The organism is Jeotgalibaca sp. A127, from assembly GCF_052266745.1.
Classification (GTDB): domain Bacteria; phylum Bacillota; class Bacilli; order Lactobacillales; family Aerococcaceae; genus Jeotgalibaca.
The window spans coordinates 35,888-57,581 of record NZ_JBQPRC010000004.1 but is presented as its reverse complement, the minus strand read 5'-3'; the positions used below and the strand labels follow the sequence as shown (position 1 = coordinate 57,581).

The 21,694-nt window shown below is 37.8% G+C and carries 24 protein-coding genes; 5 read left to right on the top strand and 19 right to left on the bottom strand.

What is annotated here, in order from left to right:
• The 15 genes from ACTVAI_RS05870 to comGA all read right to left on the bottom strand — a co-directional run bounded on the left by ACTVAI_RS05870 (nucleotide 1) and on the right by comGA (nucleotide 9,958).
• Entirely contained in the window at nucleotides 1–921 is a 921-nt protein-coding gene (locus tag ACTVAI_RS05870) for a polyprenyl synthetase family protein (RefSeq protein WP_443486141.1), read from the bottom strand.
• A gap of 6 nt (nucleotides 922–927) precedes the next feature.
• Nucleotides 928–1,161, bottom strand: coding sequence for an exodeoxyribonuclease VII small subunit (locus ACTVAI_RS05865; protein WP_443473076.1), 234 nt, complete (start codon nucleotides 1,159–1,161; stop codon nucleotides 928–930).
• Nucleotides 1,154–2,497, bottom strand: a complete 1,344-nt coding sequence (xseA, locus tag ACTVAI_RS05860) for an exodeoxyribonuclease VII large subunit (RefSeq protein WP_443486140.1) — start codon at nucleotides 2,495–2,497, stop codon at nucleotides 1,154–1,156. Before xseA ends, ACTVAI_RS05865 begins: the two co-directional genes overlap by 8 nt.
• Before the next feature lie 9 nt (nucleotides 2,498–2,506).
• Nucleotides 2,507–3,352, bottom strand: coding sequence for a bifunctional methylenetetrahydrofolate dehydrogenase/methenyltetrahydrofolate cyclohydrolase FolD (gene folD, locus ACTVAI_RS05855; protein WP_443486139.1), 846 nt, complete (start codon nucleotides 3,350–3,352; stop codon nucleotides 2,507–2,509).
• Between the two features lie 97 nt (nucleotides 3,353–3,449).
• Nucleotides 3,450–3,899 (bottom strand): transcription antitermination factor NusB, encoded by a 450-nt coding sequence (gene nusB / locus ACTVAI_RS05850; protein ID WP_443486138.1) that lies wholly within the window; start codon nucleotides 3,897–3,899, stop codon nucleotides 3,450–3,452.
• The gene (locus tag ACTVAI_RS05845; protein WP_443473072.1) at nucleotides 3,896–4,318 is read right to left on the bottom strand and encodes an Asp23/Gls24 family envelope stress response protein; all 423 of its coding nucleotides are present in this window, start codon (nucleotides 4,316–4,318) and stop codon (nucleotides 3,896–3,898) included. The genes nusB and ACTVAI_RS05845 overlap by 4 nt, the downstream gene beginning before the upstream one ends.
• Nucleotides 4,319–4,344: 26 nt before the next feature.
• On the bottom strand, nucleotides 4,345–4,902 hold the full coding sequence (gene efp, locus ACTVAI_RS05840; protein ID WP_443473071.1) for an elongation factor P: 558 nt from the start codon (nucleotides 4,900–4,902) through the stop codon (nucleotides 4,345–4,347).
• 65 nt (nucleotides 4,903–4,967) lie between these two features.
• The gene (locus tag ACTVAI_RS05835; protein WP_443473070.1) at nucleotides 4,968–6,029 is read right to left on the bottom strand and encodes a M24 family metallopeptidase; all 1,062 of its coding nucleotides are present in this window, start codon (nucleotides 6,027–6,029) and stop codon (nucleotides 4,968–4,970) included.
• 115 nt (nucleotides 6,030–6,144) lie between these two features.
• On the bottom strand, nucleotides 6,145–6,459 hold the full coding sequence (locus tag ACTVAI_RS05830; RefSeq protein WP_443473069.1) for a hypothetical protein: 315 nt from the start codon (nucleotides 6,457–6,459) through the stop codon (nucleotides 6,145–6,147).
• Entirely contained in the window at nucleotides 6,440–6,895 is a 456-nt protein-coding gene (gene comGF, locus ACTVAI_RS05825; RefSeq protein WP_443473068.1) for a competence type IV pilus minor pilin ComGF, read from the bottom strand. The genes ACTVAI_RS05830 and comGF overlap by 20 nt, the downstream gene beginning before the upstream one ends.
• Nucleotides 6,876–7,190 (bottom strand): hypothetical protein, encoded by a 315-nt coding sequence (locus ACTVAI_RS05820; protein ID WP_443473067.1) that lies wholly within the window; start codon nucleotides 7,188–7,190, stop codon nucleotides 6,876–6,878. The genes comGF and ACTVAI_RS05820 overlap by 20 nt, the downstream gene beginning before the upstream one ends.
• Entirely contained in the window at nucleotides 7,171–7,614 is a 444-nt protein-coding gene (locus ACTVAI_RS05815; RefSeq protein ID WP_443473066.1) for a prepilin-type N-terminal cleavage/methylation domain-containing protein, read from the bottom strand. The genes ACTVAI_RS05820 and ACTVAI_RS05815 overlap by 20 nt, the downstream gene beginning before the upstream one ends.
• Nucleotides 7,611–7,898, bottom strand: a complete 288-nt coding sequence (gene comGC, locus ACTVAI_RS05810) for a competence type IV pilus major pilin ComGC (RefSeq protein ID WP_443473065.1) — start codon at nucleotides 7,896–7,898, stop codon at nucleotides 7,611–7,613. The genes ACTVAI_RS05815 and comGC overlap by 4 nt, the downstream gene beginning before the upstream one ends.
• A gap of 1 nt (nucleotide 7,899) precedes the next feature.
• A complete protein-coding gene (gene comGB / locus ACTVAI_RS05805; protein WP_443486137.1) occupies nucleotides 7,900–8,955 on the bottom strand; it encodes a competence type IV pilus assembly protein ComGB in 1,056 nt (351 codons plus the stop codon).
• A complete protein-coding gene (gene comGA, locus ACTVAI_RS05800) occupies nucleotides 8,909–9,958 on the bottom strand; it encodes a competence type IV pilus ATPase ComGA (RefSeq protein WP_443473063.1) in 1,050 nt (349 codons plus the stop codon). The genes comGB and comGA overlap by 47 nt, the downstream gene beginning before the upstream one ends.
• Nucleotides 9,959–10,111: 153 nt before the next feature.
• On the opposite strand from comGA, the gene ACTVAI_RS05795 reads away from it, so the two are divergent.
• Entirely contained in the window at nucleotides 10,112–11,008 is an 897-nt protein-coding gene (locus ACTVAI_RS05795; protein ID WP_443473062.1) for a YitT family protein, read from the top strand.
• A 46-nt stretch (nucleotides 11,009–11,054) separates the two neighbouring features.
• On the opposite strand, the gene ACTVAI_RS05790 is transcribed toward ACTVAI_RS05795, so the two are convergent.
• Nucleotides 11,055–11,792 carry a YebC/PmpR family DNA-binding transcriptional regulator gene (locus ACTVAI_RS05790; protein ID WP_443473061.1) on the bottom strand — a complete coding sequence of 246 codons (738 nt, stop codon included), beginning with the start codon at nucleotides 11,790–11,792 and terminating at the stop codon, nucleotides 11,055–11,057.
• A gap of 134 nt (nucleotides 11,793–11,926) precedes the next feature.
• Here ACTVAI_RS05790 and ACTVAI_RS05785 point away from each other — a divergent pair, with 134 nt between their 5' ends.
• Entirely contained in the window at nucleotides 11,927–13,738 is a 1,812-nt protein-coding gene (locus ACTVAI_RS05785; RefSeq protein WP_443473060.1) for a M3 family oligoendopeptidase, read from the top strand.
• A gap of 334 nt (nucleotides 13,739–14,072) precedes the next feature.
• Here the strand turns inward: ACTVAI_RS05785 and ACTVAI_RS05780 are convergent, their stop codons facing one another.
• A complete protein-coding gene (locus ACTVAI_RS05780) occupies nucleotides 14,073–14,948 on the bottom strand; it encodes a diacylglycerol/lipid kinase family protein (protein WP_443473059.1) in 876 nt (291 codons plus the stop codon).
• Nucleotides 14,949–15,057: 109 nt separating this feature from the next.
• Between ACTVAI_RS05780 and trhO the strand changes: the two genes are divergently transcribed.
• Both trhO and ACTVAI_RS05770 read left to right on the top strand, forming a co-directional pair.
• Nucleotides 15,058–16,035 (top strand): oxygen-dependent tRNA uridine(34) hydroxylase TrhO, encoded by a 978-nt coding sequence (trhO, locus tag ACTVAI_RS05775; RefSeq protein ID WP_443473058.1) that lies wholly within the window; start codon nucleotides 15,058–15,060, stop codon nucleotides 16,033–16,035.
• 126 nt (nucleotides 16,036–16,161) lie between these two features.
• Nucleotides 16,162–18,834, top strand: a complete 2,673-nt coding sequence (locus tag ACTVAI_RS05770; protein ID WP_443486136.1) for a transglycosylase domain-containing protein — start codon at nucleotides 16,162–16,164, stop codon at nucleotides 18,832–18,834.
• A gap of 39 nt (nucleotides 18,835–18,873) precedes the next feature.
• Here ACTVAI_RS05770 and ccpA read toward each other — a convergent pair whose 3' ends face one another.
• Entirely contained in the window at nucleotides 18,874–19,887 is a 1,014-nt protein-coding gene (gene ccpA, locus ACTVAI_RS05765) for a catabolite control protein A (RefSeq protein ID WP_443486135.1), read from the bottom strand.
• A 228-nt stretch (nucleotides 19,888–20,115) separates the two neighbouring features.
• On the opposite strand from ccpA, the gene ACTVAI_RS05760 reads away from it, so the two are divergent.
• The gene (locus ACTVAI_RS05760) at nucleotides 20,116–21,198 is read left to right on the top strand and encodes an aminopeptidase P family protein (protein WP_443486227.1); all 1,083 of its coding nucleotides are present in this window, start codon (nucleotides 20,116–20,118) and stop codon (nucleotides 21,196–21,198) included.
• A 46-nt stretch (nucleotides 21,199–21,244) separates the two neighbouring features.
• On the opposite strand, the gene ACTVAI_RS05755 is transcribed toward ACTVAI_RS05760, so the two are convergent.
• A complete protein-coding gene (locus tag ACTVAI_RS05755) occupies nucleotides 21,245–21,688 on the bottom strand; it encodes a YtxH domain-containing protein (protein WP_443473055.1) in 444 nt (147 codons plus the stop codon).
• Nucleotides 21,689–21,694 lie beyond the last annotated feature (6 nt).

The following is a 21,694-nucleotide window of genomic DNA, read 5'->3' as shown; positions in this document are numbered from 1 at the left end:
TTATGCTCCCATTTCAATCCTGACATAATCCATCATCTGGAGTAATATATTCAAACTTTCTAAATTGTATGTTCCAGATTCAAGCGAACGCGCTAAATTATTAATTTCTTTTTCTGCAGCCTCGATTTCGCCTTCCAATTGTTTTAGGGCAGGTTCCAACCCTAATAACGAAGGATACGTATTTTTCCCTAATTCAGCGTCTTGGCCTGCTTTTTTTCCGGATTGGTCAGAATCATAAACAACATCTTTTAAATCATTATGAATTTGATAGGCTAATCCTAAATGTTTTGCATAACTCAAAAGTGAGATGGATGCATTTACCGGTATATCCGCAATGAGGCTACCGGCAGAAATCGCATATTCAATCAAGGCACCCGTTTTTTGACGATGGATTGCTTGTAATTCTTCCAATGTTAACTCTTTGCTTTCGCCTTCGATATCCGCCATTTGTCCAGATACCATTCCTTTAGGACCAGCTGCGACCGCCAAATTTTTTGCAAGTTGGACCCTTTTATTGAGCGGCAACTCTTCATGATCCAAAATCATCGTGAAGGCGGTAGTCAGCATTGCATCACCCGCTAAAATAGCTATCGCTTCATTAAATTTTTTATGGGTCGTAAGCTTTCCTCTGCGATAGTCGTCATTATCCATCGCAGGTAAATCATCATGAATTAATGAATAAGTATGAATCCATTCTAATGCCGCTGCTACCGGAAAAGCTTGAGTCATATCCCCGTTACCGAATTGAACAACAGCCAAGAGCAACATAGGGCGGAACCTTTTTCCACCTGTAGAAAGTGCATAGGTCATGGCCGATTTGAGAGTATCAGAATCATTCGCATAGCGATTTAAATTTCCTTCCATATACTCTTCAAATTCCAGCATATATTTTTTTAATTCCTTTTCCATTATTTCACCCATTTCTGATTATTCCAAAGTCTCTAAATCCTGGATATCCCCGTCAGGAGAGATCATTTTAGTCAATGTCCGTTCAGCATTATTTAGGGTATCTTGACAATATTTGCTTAAGACCATTCCCTCTTGAAAATTTGATAACGCATCTTCTAACGGTACATCGCCAGATTCTAACTTTGTAACAATGGCTTCTAATTTCGCCATGGCATCTTCAAAAGTGAGTCCATTTAATTCTTTATCAGTCATGTTCATTCTCCTTGATTTCAATGATTTTAGCTTTCAAGTTTCCGTCGAGCAAGTGGATCTCTACAGTTTGATTTAATTTTGCATCATCAACGGATTTTAAAATACCATTCTCATCCTGGATGTATGCATATCCACGGTTCATGATTTTTAGGGGGCTTAACATATCAAGGGAAACCATTTTTTGGGAAAGCTCTTGTTTTTGTTTATCCATATAACGCAACATCGTTTCATGCAAATCCTCATCCGCATTTTTCCAAGTTTCTTTTAAGATGCGAACTTGATTGAGTGGATTTACATTTCTCAATTGCAGTTCGAGACGGTGATGGTTATGGGTTTGCTGTTCCATCATTTTCATGGCAACTGTTTGAAGATTGGAAGTTAATTGATCTACCCTCATCAAATGCCCTTCATACAAACGCTTTGGTTGCCTGAAAACATAGGAGTGCATGAGGCGATTTAATTTTTCACTTCCGATGGCTACTTTATTACGCATCACTTGATAGAGGCGCTGTTCTTCTTTTTGAATAGATAAGAGCACTTCTGCCAATACGGGAACGGATAATTCTGCTGCAGCTGTCGGTGTCGCTGCTCGTACATCAGCCGCCAAGTCAGAAAGTGTTGTATCCGTTTCATGGCCAACTGAAGAAATAATTGGAATATTCATGGCAACTATTTGTCTGATGACCGCTTCTTCATTAAAAGACCATAAATCTTCAATGGAACCCCCACCACGTCCGATAATTGCCAAATCAAAATCTTCCGTTTCATTAATCCGTTTTAAGTTCGTAACAATGCTCTGGGCAGAGTCTTTTCCTTGAACAACTGTTGGATAAAGAACTAATTGGACAATGGGATAACGTCTTTTAATCGTAGTCATGATATCTTTAATGACTGCCCCACTCTGGCTTGTTACTATTGCTATTTTTTTTGGATATTTTGGTAAGGTTTTTTTCGGGCGGCTGAACAATCCTTCTTTGGACAGTCTCTCTTTTAATTCTGAATAAGCTTGATACAAGGCGCCAATGCCATCGGGCTCCATATGTTCAACGACTATATTGTAGCTTCCGCTTGGTTCATAAACATTTACACGACCGATGACCAAAACTTTCATGCCATCTTCAAGCTTGAACTTGAGTCGGTTAAATTCTCCCCGATACATGACTGCTGCTATAACAGAGTTATCATCTTTGATACTAAAATATTGGTGATTCGGCCGTTTTCTATAGTTAGAAACTTCACCCGTTAAAAAAACCCGTTCTAGATAGGGATCAGCATCAAATTTACGTTTTATGTATTTTGTTAGAGCTGTTACCGTTAAATATTGTTGGGTGCTCACTTAACCACCTCAGTCTGTTTCTACTTTATTTATTGTTTGGTCTAATAACATGGTAATGGTCATCGGTCCGACTCCCCCTGGTACGGGTGTTACGAAACTCGCGATACCCTTGACAGAGTCTGTATCTACGTCCCCAATAAGCTTACCCTCAGCACTTCGGTTCATTCCCACATCAACGACAACGGCACCTGGTTTAATAAATTCTCCCGTTATCATATGACCTCGCCCAATAGCCGCTACAAGGATATCCGCTTGTTGTGCCAATTCTTTCAGGTTTTCAGTTCTTGAATGGGCGATGGTGATGGTCGCATTTTTCTGCATTAACATCAACGCCATTGGTTTTCCAACAATGTTGCTCCTACCTATGATTAAAGCATTTTTTCCTTCTATAGAGATGTTATAAGCTTCCAGCAACTTCATAATTCCATAAGGCGTACATGGTAACGTACTAACATTACCCAAAAGAAAATTTCCCATATTCATCGGATGGAAACCATCGACATCTTTGGAATAATGAATGGTGCGTAGAACTTTTTGCTCATCAATATGTTTTGGAAGTGGTAATTGAACCAATATTCCGTGGACAGTCTCATCCCTATTTAATAACTCTATTTGATCGAGCAATTCTTGCTCGCCTATTGATTCGGGTAAGCGAATCACTTCTGATTTTATACCTACTGTATTAGCTTGCTTTTCCTTATTTCTTACATAAACTTGACTGGCTTTATCTTCACCAACTAAAATAACTGTTAACCCAGGAATTTTACCCTGCTCCCGTAAACGGTCCACGCGATTTTTCATATCAGCTTGCATTTGTTGTGCTAATTTTTTGCCATCTAATATTTTTGTTTCCATAAAGTTACCACATCCTGAGTTTTTTCTTTATTCTATCATAATGGGGAGAACTACCAAAGCACCTTAATCAAAAGAAAAACCCTAATGATTTTACTCATTAAGGGTTTTGGATTTCTTTAAGTAAATTTGAAAGAACTGCATTTATGAATTTACGTGAACTGTCATCGCAATACTGCTTAGCTAGTTCTATCGCTTCGTTCAAAGCAACTGTTTGTGGAACATCAGTGTTTTTGGAAAAAACCATTTCATAGGTCGCAATCTGTAAAATAATGACATCAGCTTTTGCCAGGCGGTTCATAGTCCATTTCTTTAAAAAGGGCTGAATTGCCTCATTAATCGCTGCTTCATTGTCTAATACACCGTTTACCAACTCATCTAAATAAGGATATTCTGGAATGACAAATTCATCGCTTGCTTCTTCTGAATCGCTAAGAAGTGCCATCGAAATTGCTTCTTCGCGCTCTAATTCCGCGTTTGATCGAATTTGGAAAATCGCCTGTAATGCTTTTTCTCTAATTTGATGCCGATTTAATGAAGGAAAGCTCACGCTTGCTCCTCCAATCCTTTGGCTAGGGCCGCTTGATGTTTTTCAACTTCTCTAGGCGTAACCAGACCAACTACATGAACGTTGACAATCGCAATGTCTAAATCACTCATGAATAAGATTTGTTCTTTAATTTTTGTTTGCATTTCAAGAGCTACTTTTGGCACGGAGACCCCGTATTTTAAGTAGCAATACACATCAATGGACAATCCATCTTCAGTATTATTCAAATGAATGCCTTTATTGTGTGAGGAGCGTCCTAATAATTCGTTTACCCCACTCTTGAATGAACCTTGCATCGCATAGACACCGTCGATTTCATTTACCGTAATGCCAGAAATGATTTCAAGTACTTCAGGTGCAATTTCAATCGTACCAAGGCCTTTATTTTTTTCTTCTAAAAGAATGTTTACTTCTTCCACACTCTTCAACCCCTCTTCAGTCATTATTATCCACGTGATACGTATGAACCATCCTCAGTGTTGATAACAAGTTTGTCTCCTGCATTTACAAAGAAAGGGACGTTAACATATAATCCGGTTTCCATTTTAGCTGGTTTTGAACCACCTGAAGCTGTATCTCCTTTGATTCCTGGCTCAGTTTCTTCAACTGTCAATGTAACGGTATTAGGTAATGTCACACCTAATGTTTCTGTTTCATACATAATAATATGTACTTCCATGTTTTCCAACAAGTAGTTTAGTTCGTGCTCAAGTTGTGCGGCTTGCAATTCAACTTGTTCATAGTTTTCAGTATCCATGAAAACATAAGAACCGCCAGATTCGTATAAATATTGCATTTTACGGTTAGAAATGTGAGCACGCCCAACTTTTTCGCCAGCACGGAAAGTTTTTTCTTGAACAGCACCAGTACGTAGATTTTTTAATTTAGAACGTACAAAAGCTGCCCCTTTACCTGGCTTAACGTGTTGGAAGTCAACTACTTTCCAAAGGCCACCATCCATTTCGATTGTAAGACCGGTTTTAAAATCATTCACTGAAATCATATTGAATCCTCCTGAGACATCATTTTGCTTAATTTTACCACATTTTCGTTCTTTCTACCTACGAATTATACAATAATTAGCTCTTTGGGTGAAAATGTCAATACTTCATTCCCATTTTCGGTAATTAATAAGTCATCTTCGATACGAACCCCGCCCAAGCCTTCAATATAAATACCTGGTTCGTTGGTGATAATGTTGTTTGGAACTAATACTTTGGGTGATTTCTGTGACGTGTTTGGACCTTCGTGAATTTCCAATCCAATACCATGACCGTTAGAATGGCCGAAGTATTCACCGTAACCTTTTTCCGTAATATAATCACGCGCTACACTGTCTACTTCGATACCGCTCATACCTGCTTTTGCTTCCGCGTTTACTTTCAACTGTGCTTGAAGAACAATATCATAAATTTCTTTCAACTTAGGATCAGGTTCACCCACAGAAACTGTACGTGTCATATCAGAAACATATCCTTTGTAATAACAACCAAAGTCAAGGGTTACAAAATCACCTTGTTCAATTAATTTATCACTTGCCACACCATGGGGCATTGCAGAACGGTAACCACTCGCCACGATTGTTTCGAAAGATACGCCAGTCGCTCCTTTTTCACGCATAAAGAAATCTAATTTATTGGCAATTTCGATTTCTGAAACCCCAGGTTTGATGAAATCAAGAATATAAGTGAATGCTGCATCAGAAATAGCACAAGCCGCTTTAATAGTAGCAATTTCTTCTTCATCTTTAACTTCTCTGAGTTCTTCAATAATACCTGAAGCCGGAACTAAGTCACTGGACAGTAAAGATTCCAGTTCATCATAACTTCTGAATGAAACATAGGCATCCTCGAAGCCTAATGTTTCGATTTTGCAATCTTCAACAATTTTTGCAACTTCTTTAAATATTGGTCCAAGGTTGCGAACCACTTTAAATCCTCTTGCTTGATCTGCCGCTTGTTTTGTATAACGGAAATCCGTTACGAAATATGCTTCATCCTGGGTAACGACAGCCAGACCTGTAGTACCGGTAAAGTTGGAAACATACCGTAGGTTATATGGGCTGGTCACCAGTATTGCATCCATTTTTTCTTCTTTTAAAACTGCTTGTAATTTTGATAGTCTGCTCATAAACAGCAACTTCCTTTCTGCATTTCAGAAATCATTCTTATCTATTATAACAAAGAATTAAACGTTTCGGAGAAAAATACCGTTTGCCAACTGATTTTTTTCAGTTGGCAAACGGTTAGTTGATAATTATAGTTTTAATTTCAGTATAACCGGAAGGCAGATGGCAGGTTAGCAGGTAACTCTTATCACTGATTTTTTCAATTTGTACCCTACCGATATTAAATGCAATTAATTTTGCATGATCATTTTCGCTTAATTCACTTTCCGTAATAGAAAGTAGAGTTTGGGCCTGGTAGTGTTGGGATAAGAGAATATAGGTTTCCATTTGATTCTCATATATTTCCATAACACTAAAAAAAGTAAGTTGGGTAATAACGAGTGCTACCAATACAATTGGGAGGACTGCGCCTCTATTGCCTTTTCTTTTCAATCGCCATCGACCCTCTCAAAATTTGACCATTTTTGAAATGAGATTCTATTGAAAGACCGTTTTCAGTTTCCTGAAATTTTACATCCTTGACTTTATTTAACATGGGAACATAGCCAGTGCCGTTTCTCAGCCATTTAATTTTTGCAGCTGAAAGCGAGTAGGTGATTTTATCTTTTGTTTGATTTTCCTCTAGGGTCACTTCGTAAGGGACGACTTTTATCATTTTTTTATCAATAACATCATTTTCAACTTGATTTAGAAATATATGCCACTCAATATTTTGTTTTTGATCTTCCATAACGGTTTCTGTTTTCACCATTGTCTGCAGTGTCGTTCCCACCAATAGCAACACCAAACTGTTTACCATCAACGCAAACAAGCTTTCTAGGAGTGTGAATCCTTTGTTATTTCTGAATTCAAGGCAATATTTCCACATATAACACCTCTATTCCTTCGGGATAAGAAATCGTTATTTGCTGCTTGTTTTCTTGTCCACTCCATATCATCTGATAACCGTCACTAGTCCTACTGGAAATAACGCCACGGTCTTTATGAAGAATCACACTATCCTGGAAATAGCGCCATCCTTCCACTTCTCTTTGGATATTTTGAACTTTTTGCATCATTTGTGCGATTACAGGAATCATGGTCACAATCACGAGACTGATTATGCTCAAACTGACCAAACTCTCAACTAACATGAAACCACCTTCATTTTTTAGTTTCTTCAACTTCCATCCTCCCTAATCCAAATTGGAAAGATATTCTGATATTCAAATGATTGTTCCAAAAATTGACGGTGGAAGGAGGTATGTATCCCGTATGACTTTTAATCCAGAAGGAACTGAAATTAGTGGCTGTTACTGATGAAGGTAAAACAAGTCGTTTTTGAGTTCCCATTTTGATTGAGTCATCTTGGGAAAAATAATAAATAGTTTCTCCATTCTCTTTTTTTCTTTCAACAATGACTCCTCTTCCTGTGACGACCGCCTTATTTTGTGCATTTTCGATTTCACTCATAAATTCTTTAACAAAAAAACGTAGTTCGTAATTATCTGTTTGAATACTTTTAACTTGTATACCAACCATGAATATTATGGATGTAATCAAAAGCACAGTAAGAGTTTCGAGCAAAGTGAATCCTGCTTTTTTCACGGTATGGTAATTGCCCAAATCTCAGCTTTATCAACCTGTTCTTGCGTGAGGTATCCACCCTGTTCTAACTCTGCCAGCGTACTTGGGGCGGTTCCATTCTCTAACTTATATATGCTGGCTTGTGACTCAATAACCCGGGTTAAAGCATACTCAGCTTCCTCATCTACATTTTCGGTTGTTTTGGAAATATTTGGAACAATCAACAAACTCAGTACTGAAACAATTACCAGCACAATCAGCATTTCTATCAATGTAAAACCTCGTTTATTTTTAATTGCTTTCATTTTAATAGACTCCTCTCATCATGTTTAGCATCGGCAACATCAACGTTAAATAGATTAGTATAACCAGTAGCCCTATCCCCATAAAGATGACTGGCTGAACAATTTGAATCAATCTCTCAATCCGTTCAATTAATTCTTTAAAGCATGTCACAGAATAAAATTTTAGTTTGATAGCCACTTGACTAGTAAGTTCACCGTGGTGAATAATCCATGACATTTCTTGATTGAAAATTAGGGTATCTGATATAAAGTGAGGTAAGGTATCCCCTGAAAGAAGACTATTGGACATTTTATGTGCTAATTCTGCCATCAAAGGATCGGTTTTTAATTGTTTCATCATTTCAATCATTTGACTGACTGAAAGCCCATTCTCCAAAAAGCAGGAGAGTTCCCTGGCAAAATAAAAAGAATAATAAAGGCGCACGTAGTTACCAACTAGGGGGATTTGTGTCAAAAAGCACGCGCGATAATATACGTCTTTCTTTTTCCAATAAAATCCAAAACAACATAAGGTAATAAACAGGACGCTCGTCGTTCCCCATGCAATGTGAGGTAAGTATTTCAAATACCAAAGTACAAATCGCGTCAAGTTATTAGCATTCCCCCCTACTGACTGGAGGGTCGGCAGCATAAAACGTCTAACAATAAACAACATCGTAATGGCCATAAAAACAAGAAACAAGGGATAAATGGCAACTTTTTTTAACATCCGACGTTGTTTATCAATTGTTTGAATATATTCGGCACAAAAATTCAATGTTTCAACAAAGTTACCGTTTAGAACAGATAAATGAAGTTGGGTTAACATTCTATGGTTAAATCCTAATGGTTGGATAGCATCAACGAAAGAAAAACCTCGTTCTAATTGTTGTGAGACAGCGTTGATTGCTTTTTTTTGTGATCCCATTGTAATTTGTAAAAAATGAAGACCATCAATCAGAGGAAAACCTTCGTGTAACAATTCTGATAACTGCAATAAAAAATTCACCTGTATCTTAGAGGACCACTTTTTATGTAACATAGTGGTTTTTAAAGTCTTTTTCGCTAATATAGCCACAACCATAGGCTTTTCGTAACTTTGCATTCATTTTTGCAAAGTCTCGATTCCCCTCCTTACATTTCAAAGTCGATTCTAAATTTTTTGAGGATAAAATTTCAAACATAACGGCTTTTTTCTCGGTCGTTTGATTATGACGACAGTATATTGAACAAGCGCCTTCGCATAATGGACAGAATTTATTAATCAGACGTTGCGATAACACCCCAATCAGGGACTGACGTAATTGCTCCATTGAAACCCCTAATTCCAATAAGCGTTCAATTACACCAACGCAGGATTTAGCATGAATGGTCGCTAATACTAAGTGCCCAGTTAATGCGCTACGGATAACCATTTTGGCAGTTTCGACATCCCTGATTTCTCCAATAACAAGAATATCGGGATGATGCCTGAGAGATTGTTTAATTAAAACCTCGTACGATAGACCTGCCTTTTCATTGACTTCCGCTTGTAAGAATTTGGGTTCCTTAATCTCAACGGGATCTTCCATAGTGATTACTTGCATGGGTTCACTCGCATACTTTTGCCTTAATAAATGATAGATGGTGGTAGTCTTCCCTGAACCAACAGGACCAGAAAATAAAATCAAGCCACTTTTGTGATTGAGTAGGCGTTCTAGTTCATCGTATTCACCTGGAAAAAATAATTGCATTTTTTCATTTGATTGTTGGTGATGGTCATACAGGATTCTTAAGACCATTGATTCCTGATACAAATAATTTGAAATAGTCGATATTCTCAATTCCAATACTTGACTATCAATCTGAATATGACAAGATCCAGATTGCGGTCTACGCCTTTCACCAATATCCATACTAGCTGAAAATTTAAAATGAGCCAGGTAACGCAATCCAGTGTCTAACGGCATTTGAAACATTCGCTGTAGTCCAGATGGAACACGAAAAAATACTTCGTACTGAGAGGGGCTTGGTAAGACATGAATATCCGAGATGCCGTTTCTCATGGCCAGGCGTAGCATTTCTTGAATCTGCTTTTCCAATGTTAAATTCCTCCTTTCATATATATATAAGCAAAAAAAGCTAAAAAGCTTTTTTTTAAAAATTAATTTTTTCTCATTAAGGGATTTGTTTTCTGAAAACTGATTGCTTCGGGCTATAATGGATTCATTCATGTAAGAAAGGAGTTTTGAAGAATGAAAAAAAATATATTTTATTCCCTTTTGTGGTGTACACTAGGAGCTTTCATTTTCTCAATTGCTATTAACACATTCTCGATTCCCAATAATCTGGGTGAAGGTGGCGTAACCGGAATTGGATTGATGATTTATTATTTAACGAGCTTGCCTGTTTCTGTCACCACGTTAATTTTAAACGGCATTATATTAATTATTGGCTACCGATTCTTGGATCGAATGACGATGAGACTAACAATTTTTTCTATGCTGATGACTTCTATCTTTCTCCAATTGACTTATGGCTGGTCCTATGAGATGGATTTAATCATTTTGGCACCGTTATGTTCCGGAGCTTTAGTGGGAGCTTCAGTTGGAATCATTATGCAAGCGGGAGGATCAACAGCAGGAACTGATATCATCGCTTTAATCATGAACAAGTATTTGGGTTGGAGTACAAGTATCGCCTTGGTAGTATTGGACATCATTATTGTGACACCTTCCATCTTTATAATTGGTTTGGAGAATGTGCTGCTGACGATAGTACATCTATATGTACAAACCAAAGTGCTAAACTTTATTCTAGAAGGGTTCAATCCCAAAAAATCTGTATTCATTGTGAGCGATAAGCACGAAGAAATTGCCAAAGAGATTGAACATATTATTGGTCGGGGCATGACCTTATTCTATGCAGAGGGATATTATCGTAAAGATAATAAAAAAGTCATTATGGTTGTGATTAACCGTCAACAACTGATGCCTCTGAATAAACTCATTACACACATTGATGACAAAGCTTTCGTTGTTATTAGCGAAGTACAAAATGTGGTTGGTGAAGGGTTCTCATACATTGTTTCAGACGAAGAATATCAAGTTAAAATGACAGAGTATATCGAAAATAAGGAATATGAGAGTTAATCTGTACAAAAAAAGGTTTGGCGAAAAAATTCGCCAAACCTTTTTGTTATTCTTCATCATCTAAATTTGCGTTGTGATAAACTTCTTGCACGTCATCGTCTTCTTCTAACTTTTCAAGCATTGTGCGGAACATTGTTTCTTTGTCAGCATCAATATCAACCATTGTCTGCGGGATCATTGTCGATTCGGCTTGCGCCAAAGTATAACCTTCAGACTCCAAAGCATCACGAACTGCATTCAATTCAGAAGGGGCAGTATAGATTTCGAATACATCTTCACTTGTTTCCAGTTCTTCACCACCTGCTTCCAATACACTCATTAACATTGTATCTTCATCAACGTCTAAACCTTCACGCTCGATTGCGATATACCCTTTGCGATCAAACATATAAGCTACTGAACCGGATTCTCCTAGAGCCCCACCATTTTTATTAAATGCAACACGAATATTTGTGGCTGTACGGTTACGGTTATCTGTTAAGGCTTCAACTAATACTGCAACACCGTTAGGCCCATAACCTTCATAATAGATTTCTTCATAGTTTTCACCTTCCCCAGAAGATGACGCTTTTTGAATTGCTCGATTGATATTATCATTTGGCATATTTGCCGCTTTTGCTTTTTCGATTTTCAAACGCAAAGCCGGATTAGATGAGGGATCAGGACCGCCTTCTTTCGCTGCAATATAGATTTCCTTAGAAAATTTTTGGAAAACTTTCCCTCTTTGTTGATCTGCTGCACCTTTAGAATTCTTGATCTTACTCCATTTTGAATGTCCTGCCATTCAAATCCCTCTTCTCTCATAGTTTATTTACTCACATATTCTATCAATGAATGATGATTCATGCAATTCCTTTTGCGTTTTAGAAAGTAATAGTCTAAAGTAAATAATAGTAATTAATGGAAGGAAGTTTTCAAATGAAATATGCATTGACATGGGACTTGGAAAGTATTTTCTCCGGAGGCAGTCACTCTGATGCCCTACAGAACAAGCTTAAAGAAATAAGCACCTTATTGGATGAATATACCCAACTAGCTGAAGAATGGAAGCCACTGAACGATAAACCTGATTATCATGGTCTTTCTGTTCTTATATCAAAAAGTGAAGTGATAACAAACGGTCTCGGCCAAGCTGGAAGCTATATTAATGCCGTTCAATCAGCAGACGTTTCTGATGCGCATGCAGGCACTGTACTTTTCCAAGTAGCTAAGCTTCGCGGAAACTATACCATCATACAAAATACAATCGTCAAAAAACTGGCAACCATTACTGACGAAGATTTTAAAACATTAATCAGTAATGATGCTTTTAGTGCATTATCCTTTGCTTTATCAGAAACGCGTGACGAAGGAAAGCGTCTTTTGAGTGAAAAGGAAGAAAACGTGATTTCCAAATTAAGCCAGGATGGATTCCAGGCCTGGAGTAATCATTACGATTCACTTGTATCTTTGATTAAAATATCTGTTAAAGATCAAGATGGAAATATACAAGAATTATCAGCTGGCCAAGCAATGAACCGGATGTATTCAGATCCAGACCCGCAAGTGCGTAAACAAATTTTTGTGGAATGGGAAAAAGCTTGGGGACATTTCGCACCCCTCTTCGCAGATACATTGAACCATTTGCAAGGATTCCGTCTGGAAAACTATAAATTACACGGTGAAACAGACTTTATGGTAGAGCCATTACGCTACAATCGCATTGAAAAAGCTTCTTTGGATGCAATGTGGAACGCCATCAGCAAAAATAAACACCCCTTCTTGGACTTCATGAACCGTAAGGCTGCTTTGATGGGCAAGGAAAAACTAGCTTGGTACGATGTTGATGCGCCAGTTTCCATCGGCGATTTCAAAGCTCGTACATTTAGCTATGATGAAGCCGTAGATTTTATTATCGAAAACTTTGCCAAATTCGGTCCTAAGTTGGCAGAATTCTCACAAAATTTAATTGAAAATCGTTGGGTTGAGGCAGAAGATAGATCGGGGAAACGGCCGGGTGGTTATTGTACAAGCTTACCCGAAACAAAAGAATCACGGATTTTCATGACCTTTACCGGTTCAGCAAGCGATATGAGCACGTTGGCTCATGAAATTGGTCATGCCTTCCATAGCTATACAATGTGGGATTTACCACGCATGAATACTCGCTATGCAATGAATGTGGCAGAAACAGCCTCAACTTTTGCTGAAACGCTTGTCGCTAGTGCAACGGTAGAAGCAGCTGAATCTGAAGAAGAAAAAATTTCATTATTGAACACAAAACTGGAAAATGCGACGGCAATGTTTATGAATATTCACGCGCGTTTCCTATTCGAAAATGCCTTCTATTCCGAACGTCAAAATGGACTGGTAACAGCCGATCGCTTATCAGAATTAATGGTAAATGCTCAAAAAGAAGCATTTGATAATCAGCTAAGTGAATATCATCCCCATTTTTGGGCCTCAAAACTTCATTTTTTCATTGATGATATTTCCTTCTATAATTTCCCTTACACTTTCGGCTTCTTATTCAGTTTAAGCATTTTTGCAGAATACAAAAAGAATCCTGAAGGTTTTGAGGATAAATATATTGCCTTGTTGAGAGATACAGCAGTAATGAGAACAGAAGACCTTGTCCAAAAACACTTAGGTAAAGATATCACCGTAGAAGATTTTTGGAAACAAGGCATTGATATTATGGCCGAAGATGCGAAAGCATTTCTGGAATTAACTGAAAAATATATGGACTAAAGTACAGGAGAGTGTGAAAAAAGGCGTTTAGCCCTGAACCACTGGAACGAATAAGCATAGGATGGTCGCAGACCAGCTGAGCATTATTATGGGGGCACTGTCGGCTGACGCCAAGTGTATCATGTTTGTAAGCTGCTGAAGCAGCAATAACCAGGACAAAGTGGCGTCGGGGCTGTCTTTTTGAGCACGTTTGTGTTGAATTATTCGTAATAGATAAGGAGCAGGGAGTTATCTCCCTGCTCCTCTTTATGTAGGTTAATTGGTGTTTGTTGAAGGAAATGCCTTACAGGATTCCCGAGAAGAATACTGGCCAACACCATAAATGATTGAATCTTTATTTTTTTACAATCACGGGTAAAACCTTGGGAAATATTTTAATAACCAGGCTACCTCCTTGCTCTTTTTCGCCATCAATGTTGATGCTCGAATTTTCTGGGACTTCGATTTTAGCCTCTGAAAACGAAAAAATATTTATTTGCGGATTCTGGTGAATTTTGCCCGCTAGTATTTGTGCGACAAAGAAACCGGCTTTTATTAGCTTAAAAATAGGAAAGAACATGATATGCAGCTTACCGTCATTGGGTTTTGAATCTTTAAAAAACTTCTCCATTCCAGCTACAGAATTTCGCAAAGATATGACTAATAAGGAGGTTTCCCCTTCAAATTCCTGATTATCCAACTGGATTTTATAGGGAAAACTTTGTTGTTTAAAAGCATACCGAACACCGTTCATAAAGTATGCTCCCCTTCCCCATTTATTTTTAGCCTGTGAAGTTACATCATGAATAGCCTGGGGAATGCCTCCAAGTGCAATCAACGAGATAAAGTAAGAAGTATTCACTGATCCGACATCAATTTTTTGAATACTATTCTGTCCTAATATGTTAATGGCTTCATTAGGATCTAGGGGAATATCCAAAGAACGAGCCAAGTCGTTAACAGTCCCAGCAGGTACAATACCTAAGGTAGCCATGTTCTCATTTTGCATCATGCCATTTACTACTTCTCGGACGGTCCCATCTCCACCAACTGACACAATAATATCTGCAGTGGTATCTTTCGCAAATTGGGTTGCATCTCCTTTTCCTTTTGTGTAAGCTATCTCGACCGGAAAATATTGTTGATTCAATTTTTCAGTTAAAATATTTAAAAATTTATGGAAGTCTGCTTTTCCGGATGATGGATTAATAATGACGAGACATTTTTTCACACTATCCCCCCTTTTGTTTAAAAGTCTAACATGTGAGCTTTTATGTAGCCACAAATAACTATTAGGACTATAATAAAGAGTAAAAGTAAAAATTATTGGAGGAATTATCATGGCAGGAGATTTTCGTGTCCTACTATTTTATAAATATGTAGAAATTGAAAATGCAGAAACATTTTCTAAAGAACATTTAGAAGTATGCAAAAAACTAGGTTTGAAAGGTCGTATTTTGGTATCAGAGGAAGGCATCAATGGGACTTTGTCAGGAACAATCGAACAAACAGATGCCTATATCGCCCTTATGAACGAAGATACACGATTTAATGACATTATGTGGAAAATTGATGAGGCAGATGGACATGCTTTCAAAAAAATGTTTGTCCGTTACCGTCCTGAAATTGTTTCTCTACAATTGGGAGAGGATGATTTAAATCCTAATCAAGTAACCGGCGATTACCTATCACCGCAAGAATTTAAAGAAGCAATCCTGGATGAAAACACAGTAGTTATCGATGCACGAAATGACTACGAATACGACTTAGGTCATTTCCGTGGAGCGGTTAGACCTGACATCCGTAATTTCCGTGAACTCCCACAATGGATTCGTGATAACAAAGAACAATTCATGGATAAACGTGTCGTAACCTATTGTACTGGAGGAATCCGTTGCGAGAAATTCTCCGGTTGGTTAGTTAAAGAAGGTTTTAATGATGTCGGCCAATTACATGGTGGGATTGCTACTTATGGAAAAGATCCAGAGGTTCAAGGCGAGCTTTGGGATGGCAAGATGTATGTTTTTGACGAGCGCATCGCTGTTGACATTAACCGCAAAGAACATGTTGTGGTAGGTAAAGATTGGTTTGATGGTTCTCCTTGCGAACGTTATGTTAACTGCGGAAACCCAGATTGTAATCGTCAATTCCTTTCTTCGGAGGAAAACGAACATAAATACTTACGGGGTTGTTCACACGAATGTCGCGTATCTCCTAGAAATAGATATGTTTTGGGTCATCATTTATCGGCAAGTGAAGTCGAAGACCGCTTAGCGAAAATTGGCGAGACAATTGAGAGTGTTGAACTTACAAATTAAATCGAAAAGAAACCAGTTATATTACAGTCTGGTTTCTTTTTTATATCTATCAAGCCACAAAATAGATACATGCTCCAATTTTTGGTATAATTGTTCGAGACTATGGATATTAGAGAGAGGGATAAAATGAATAATTCGAACGGGAACCAGTTTGACGCAATTTCAAAACAAGTTTCTGCATTCTCGAAAAAGTTATATGTCAGTACTTCGCTATTTTTAAAAGATACGTATAAGCAACTCAAGTCAAACAAGAATTTACATATGATTGCATCTAAAGGTGCATTCGGTTTTAATGTTACTTACGGTGTGGTAAAAACGATTATGATTTCAATTGCACTGATTATTGCACTTCTAGGTTTTCTGGGTGCCGGTGTGGGCTTGGGATTATTTGCCTCATTGGTTGATACAGAAACTCCGCCAGATCGCACAGTGATGTCACAGGCAATCGGAAACGTAGAATTAGTTTCCAGTCTTCATTACAGCAATGGTGACAGGATTTCTGAAGTGCGTACAGATATTCAACGTACGGTTATCCAACACGATCAAATTTCACCTTATATAATTGATGGGTTGATTTCGACGGAGGATGAATACTTTCATGAGCATAATGGGATTGTTCCCAAAGCTGTTCTAAGAGCTCTCATCACGGAAGTAACGGGTGTGGGTGCAACAACTGGTGGATCAACAATCACGCAACAACTCGTTAAGCAACAATTACTTACAAGCGAAGTCACCTTTTCGCGTAAGGTAAATGAAATGTTGTTGGCGATGCGATTGGAAAATTATTTTGATAAAGACGAAATTTTGACAGCCTACTTGAATGTTTCTCCTTTTGGACGTAATAGCGCCGGTTCAAACGTCGCTGGTATTGAAGAAGCAGCGCTCGGAATTTTTGGTGTTCATGCTAATGAGGTGAACTTACCACAAGCTGCCTTTCTAGTAGGTTTACCGCAGAATCCATATATCTATACCCCATACACAAATACCGGTGAATTATATGAAGATAATTCAGCTGGTATTGACCGGATGAAAACAGTTCTGACACGGATGTTTGAAGAGCAAACAATCACAAAAGAAGAATATGACTCTGCAATGACCTATGACATTGCAGCAGATTTCGTTCTCGAACAAGATAGCAATTTAGATAATCATAACTTCCTTTACCAACAAGTAGAGAAGCAAACGATTGAAACTTTAATGGCTGTCGAGGCTGAAAAAAATGGTTTGAGTTTTGAAGAAGTCGATGCAGATGTTGATTTATATAATGAGTACTATTTTAGAAATCAAGATTACCTAGAAACGGCTGGTTTGAAAGTCTATTCTACTATCGACAAAGACATTTATAATGCGATGCAAGAAGCAGCAGCTGAATATGCTCCGAATCTAGGAGAAGAATATATTGATACTTATGTAGATGAAGAAACAGGAGAAACGAAAGAGCAAATTGAATTGGCTCAATCAGGTAGTGTATTACTTGAAAACACAACGGGACGGGTGCTAGGGTTTATTGGCGGTGTTGACTTTTCAGTTGACCAAGTAGACCATGCTTTTGATGCCCCACGTTCCCCTGCTTCAACTATCAAACCTTTAGCTGTGTATGCTCCAGCGATTGAAATGAATTTAATTTCACCCGCTTCAATGCTGCCTGATACGCCAATGGGTGAAGAAGCTAGGGAAGCAGATGGCAGTATATGGTATGTTGCAAATATAGGTAATGTTATCTCAAATAAATTAGTCACTGCCCGAGAAGCTTTATACCAATCAATGAATAATCCAACAGGTAAACTTTATATTGAGATGCTTAACAATGGCATGGAGCCATATAAATACATGGATATGATGGATTATGAAAATATTGATAACGAAAAAGGCTATAAGTCTTTCTCTTTAGGTGCGACAGATGTTACCATAGCGGAACAAACAAATGGATTTGCTACTTTTGCAAACCATGGTGATTATATTCCCCATTACTTAATCGAAAAAATCGAGGATGCTAATGGAAATATCATTTATGAACATGAACATGAATCAAGAGAAGTTTTCTCAGATCAAACTGCTTACTTGACGTTAGATATCCTACGTGATGTGGTCGATCTTGGTTTCTCCAAACAAATTAATAATTATCTGGATTTTAGTTCCGATTTGGCAGCCAAGACCGGTACTTCTGATGCTAATAAAGATTATTGGTTTATCGGAAGTACTCCAACAGTTACTTTAAGTTCTTGGGTTGGATACAATAATAAATTTGAAGAGCACATTTTCTATGACCCATACTTTACGGGGTGGCCATCGGTTAATAACATGAAATACTGGGCCTTAATAGCCAATAAAGTTAATGCTGTTAGTCCAGAAACTTTTGGTACAGACCAGGTACATCAACGTCCTGGTGGTATCGTAGAAAAATCCGTCGTCGCAAGTACGGGTACTCTTCCGGGTAAAGTAACTATCCCGGGAACAAATAAAACCGTTACTGTTGATGGAGCGAAACGAACAGATTTATTCAAGGAAACAAATCTACCAAAAGCTCCTACTTATAATTTCTCACCTGGTGCAACAGATGTTGATATTAAATTGGCTTTCTGGAACGCGGAAGAGAAAAGATTAAGTGATGCGGAAGCTGCAGCTAAGAAAAAAGCGGAAGAGGAAGCCAAGAAAAAAACAGAACAATTGGCCTCTGCTGATAAGAAGAAACAGGATGAGGCGGCAAAGAAAAAGGCGGAAGAAGAAGCCAAGAAGAAGGCGGAAGAGGAAGCTAAGAAAAAAGAAGAGAAAGAAAAAACTGAAAATAACAACAATTAAAAAAACCGTATTCCCAATGTTGGGAATACGGTTTTTTTGCTAATCTTCTTCTGTAAGTGTTGTTCCACGATAAACAACTTTGTATGGTAACGTTATTGTTTTTTCGTCAACTTCTTCTTTGTTCATGATTTTTGTCAGTAAACGCATTGCTACGGCACCGATATCATAAAGTGGTAACATGATAGAGCTCAATTTAGGACGCGCCATATCCGTGATTTTTGAATTGTTACTTGAAACAATTTCAAAATCTTCTGGAACTTTAACGCCTGCATTGATGATTCCATTTAACAAACCAATTGCTAATTCATCATCTGTCACATAAGCACTATCAATTCCTTTTTCAAGTAATTGGGTAGCCAAAGCTTCACCTGCATCCACTGAACCGTCACTTTCAAATACATTGCCTTCGTTAAAAGGAATCTCTGCTGAAAGAAGTGCATTTTTGTAACCTTTCAAGCGATATTGGGCATTGATAGGATTCGCTAAATGTGATGTTACAAATCCAATGTTTTTTCTTTTGCTTTCAATTAATTTTCCGATAACTTTTTCAGTCGCATCAATATAATCGATATTAACACTTCCTACTTGTTGGTCGGGATCAACTGTACCAGCCAATACAACTGGTGTCTTTGAGCGGGAAAATTCAGCACGAAGTTCATCCGTTATTTTATTTCCCATGTAGATAATACCATCAACTTGTTTTGCAAGTAACGTATTAAGAACTTGGATTTCTTTGCTTTCATTTTGATCTGAGTTTGCTAGGATGATGTTATACTTGTACATCGTAGCAATGTCATCAATCCCTCTTGCAAGTGATGCAAAGAACATGTTGGTAACATCTGGGATGATAACCCCTACTGTTGTTGTTTTCTTACTAGCCAATCCTCGTGCCACTGCGTTTGGACGGTAGTCTAGACGATCGATTACTTCCAGAACTTTTTTACGTGTTGATGGTTTAACGTTTGGATTGCCGTTAACAACACGTGAGACAGTCGCCATAGAAACATTTGCTTCACGGGCAACGTCATAAATTGTAATAGTTTGTTTCTCCATACCCTTTTTCCCCTTTTTATAAATGTGTTTTTTTATTTAACATCTGCATAAAGATATAATTACATTCCCAATGAAAATTTATCATTATTTTCATATAAATGCAAGCGTTTTAATGTTTTTTTCATGAAAATGATAAGATTTATTTCACAATTTTGATTCCATGTTATAATATACCACAAAAAGGAGGAAAATAAATTGCATAATCACTTAAATATTATTACCGAAAAAATGAAAGAAGATCAAATAGACGTAGTGTTTTTTAATGACCCAAGTACTATACATCTTTTGACTGGATATCTTAGTGAACCTCATGAAAGAATTCTCGCTCTTATGGTATTCAAAGAAGCATCCCCTATCCTTTTCACACCCGCTTTAGATAAAGAAGGTGCTGAACGAATAGTATCAAGTATGACCGTCCACAGTTATATGGATACTGAAAATCCATGGCAACTTATAAAACAAATAATTAAATCAATGCAGGTTGACGCCACACAATGGGCGATTGAAAAACAACAACTCTCTGTCTTTAAATTAGAAGCGCTCATGTCAGAATTTCCTTCCAGCCATTTTAATCATGACTATTCACCCGTAATTGAAAACCTGCGAATTCAAAAAACACCGGAAGAAATCGAAAAAATGCAGGAAGCAGGTTTTTGGGCAGATGAAGCAATTAAAATCGGGGCTCGTTCTCTAAAAATCGGAGTAACTGAGTTGGAAGTTGTGGCTGAAATTGAGTATCAATTAAAAAAACAAGGTATAAGTCACATGAGTTTTGATACTATGGTGTTATTCGGGGATAATGCCGCAAATCCTCATGGGACTCCAGGAAACCGACGCCTAGAGGAAAATCAGTTTGTTCTTTTTGACTTAGGTGTCATGTACAAAGGTTTTGCCAGTGATGTGACGCGGACGCTATTCTTTGGTGAAACACCTTCAGAACAGCAAATTGAGGTCTATCATACTGTCCTTCAGGCCCATGATGAAGCAATGAAGCAAGCTTCACTTTCCATGACAGCTTCGGAGTTAGACGGGGTTGCACGCAAGATTATTAGTGATAAAGGCTATGGAAAATATTTTAACCATCGCTTGGGTCATGGCTTAGGCCAAGGTGTCCATGAATTCCCCTCGATTATGGACGGAAATGATATGAAACTCATTAAAAATATGTGTTTTTCTATTGAACCAGGCATCTATATTCAAAATGAAGTCGGTGTTAGAATTGAGGATTGCGGTTATATCGACGAAGACGGATTTCATTCATTTACGTTCTTCCCAACAGAAATAAGTGCTTACGTAGATTTTATCAAATAATAGTAAAAGAGCTTGTGTGGCAGTGCCACTCAAGCTCTTTTATATATTATCCTAAATCATTTGTTGGATGTTTTTCATTCGCTGTTTTTTCTTTTGCTTCTCCAACAATTTCAGTGGCAACATCTTTCCCTACAGCAGCAGATTCTTTTACATCCGCAACTGATTTATCAACTTCGGTTTTTGCTTTACGGAAATCTTCTGATACTTTGTCTTTCGTTTCAGCATATTGCGTTTTCAAATGACTGGATGTATCTTTCAGACTCACCTTGATATCATCTGTCGTTTCTTTAGCAACTTCTACAAGCTCGCTGCCTTTTTCAACTGCGATATCTTTGTAGTCATACATTGTATCCATTAAATCATCAAATTCATTTGTGATATCCTGACGTAGTTCTTTTCCAGATTTTGGCGCAAACAACAAGGCTGTAATTGCTGCAGCAGCTCCCCCGATAATTGCTCCTAATACAAATCCGCCATCTCTTTTACCCATTTTTCA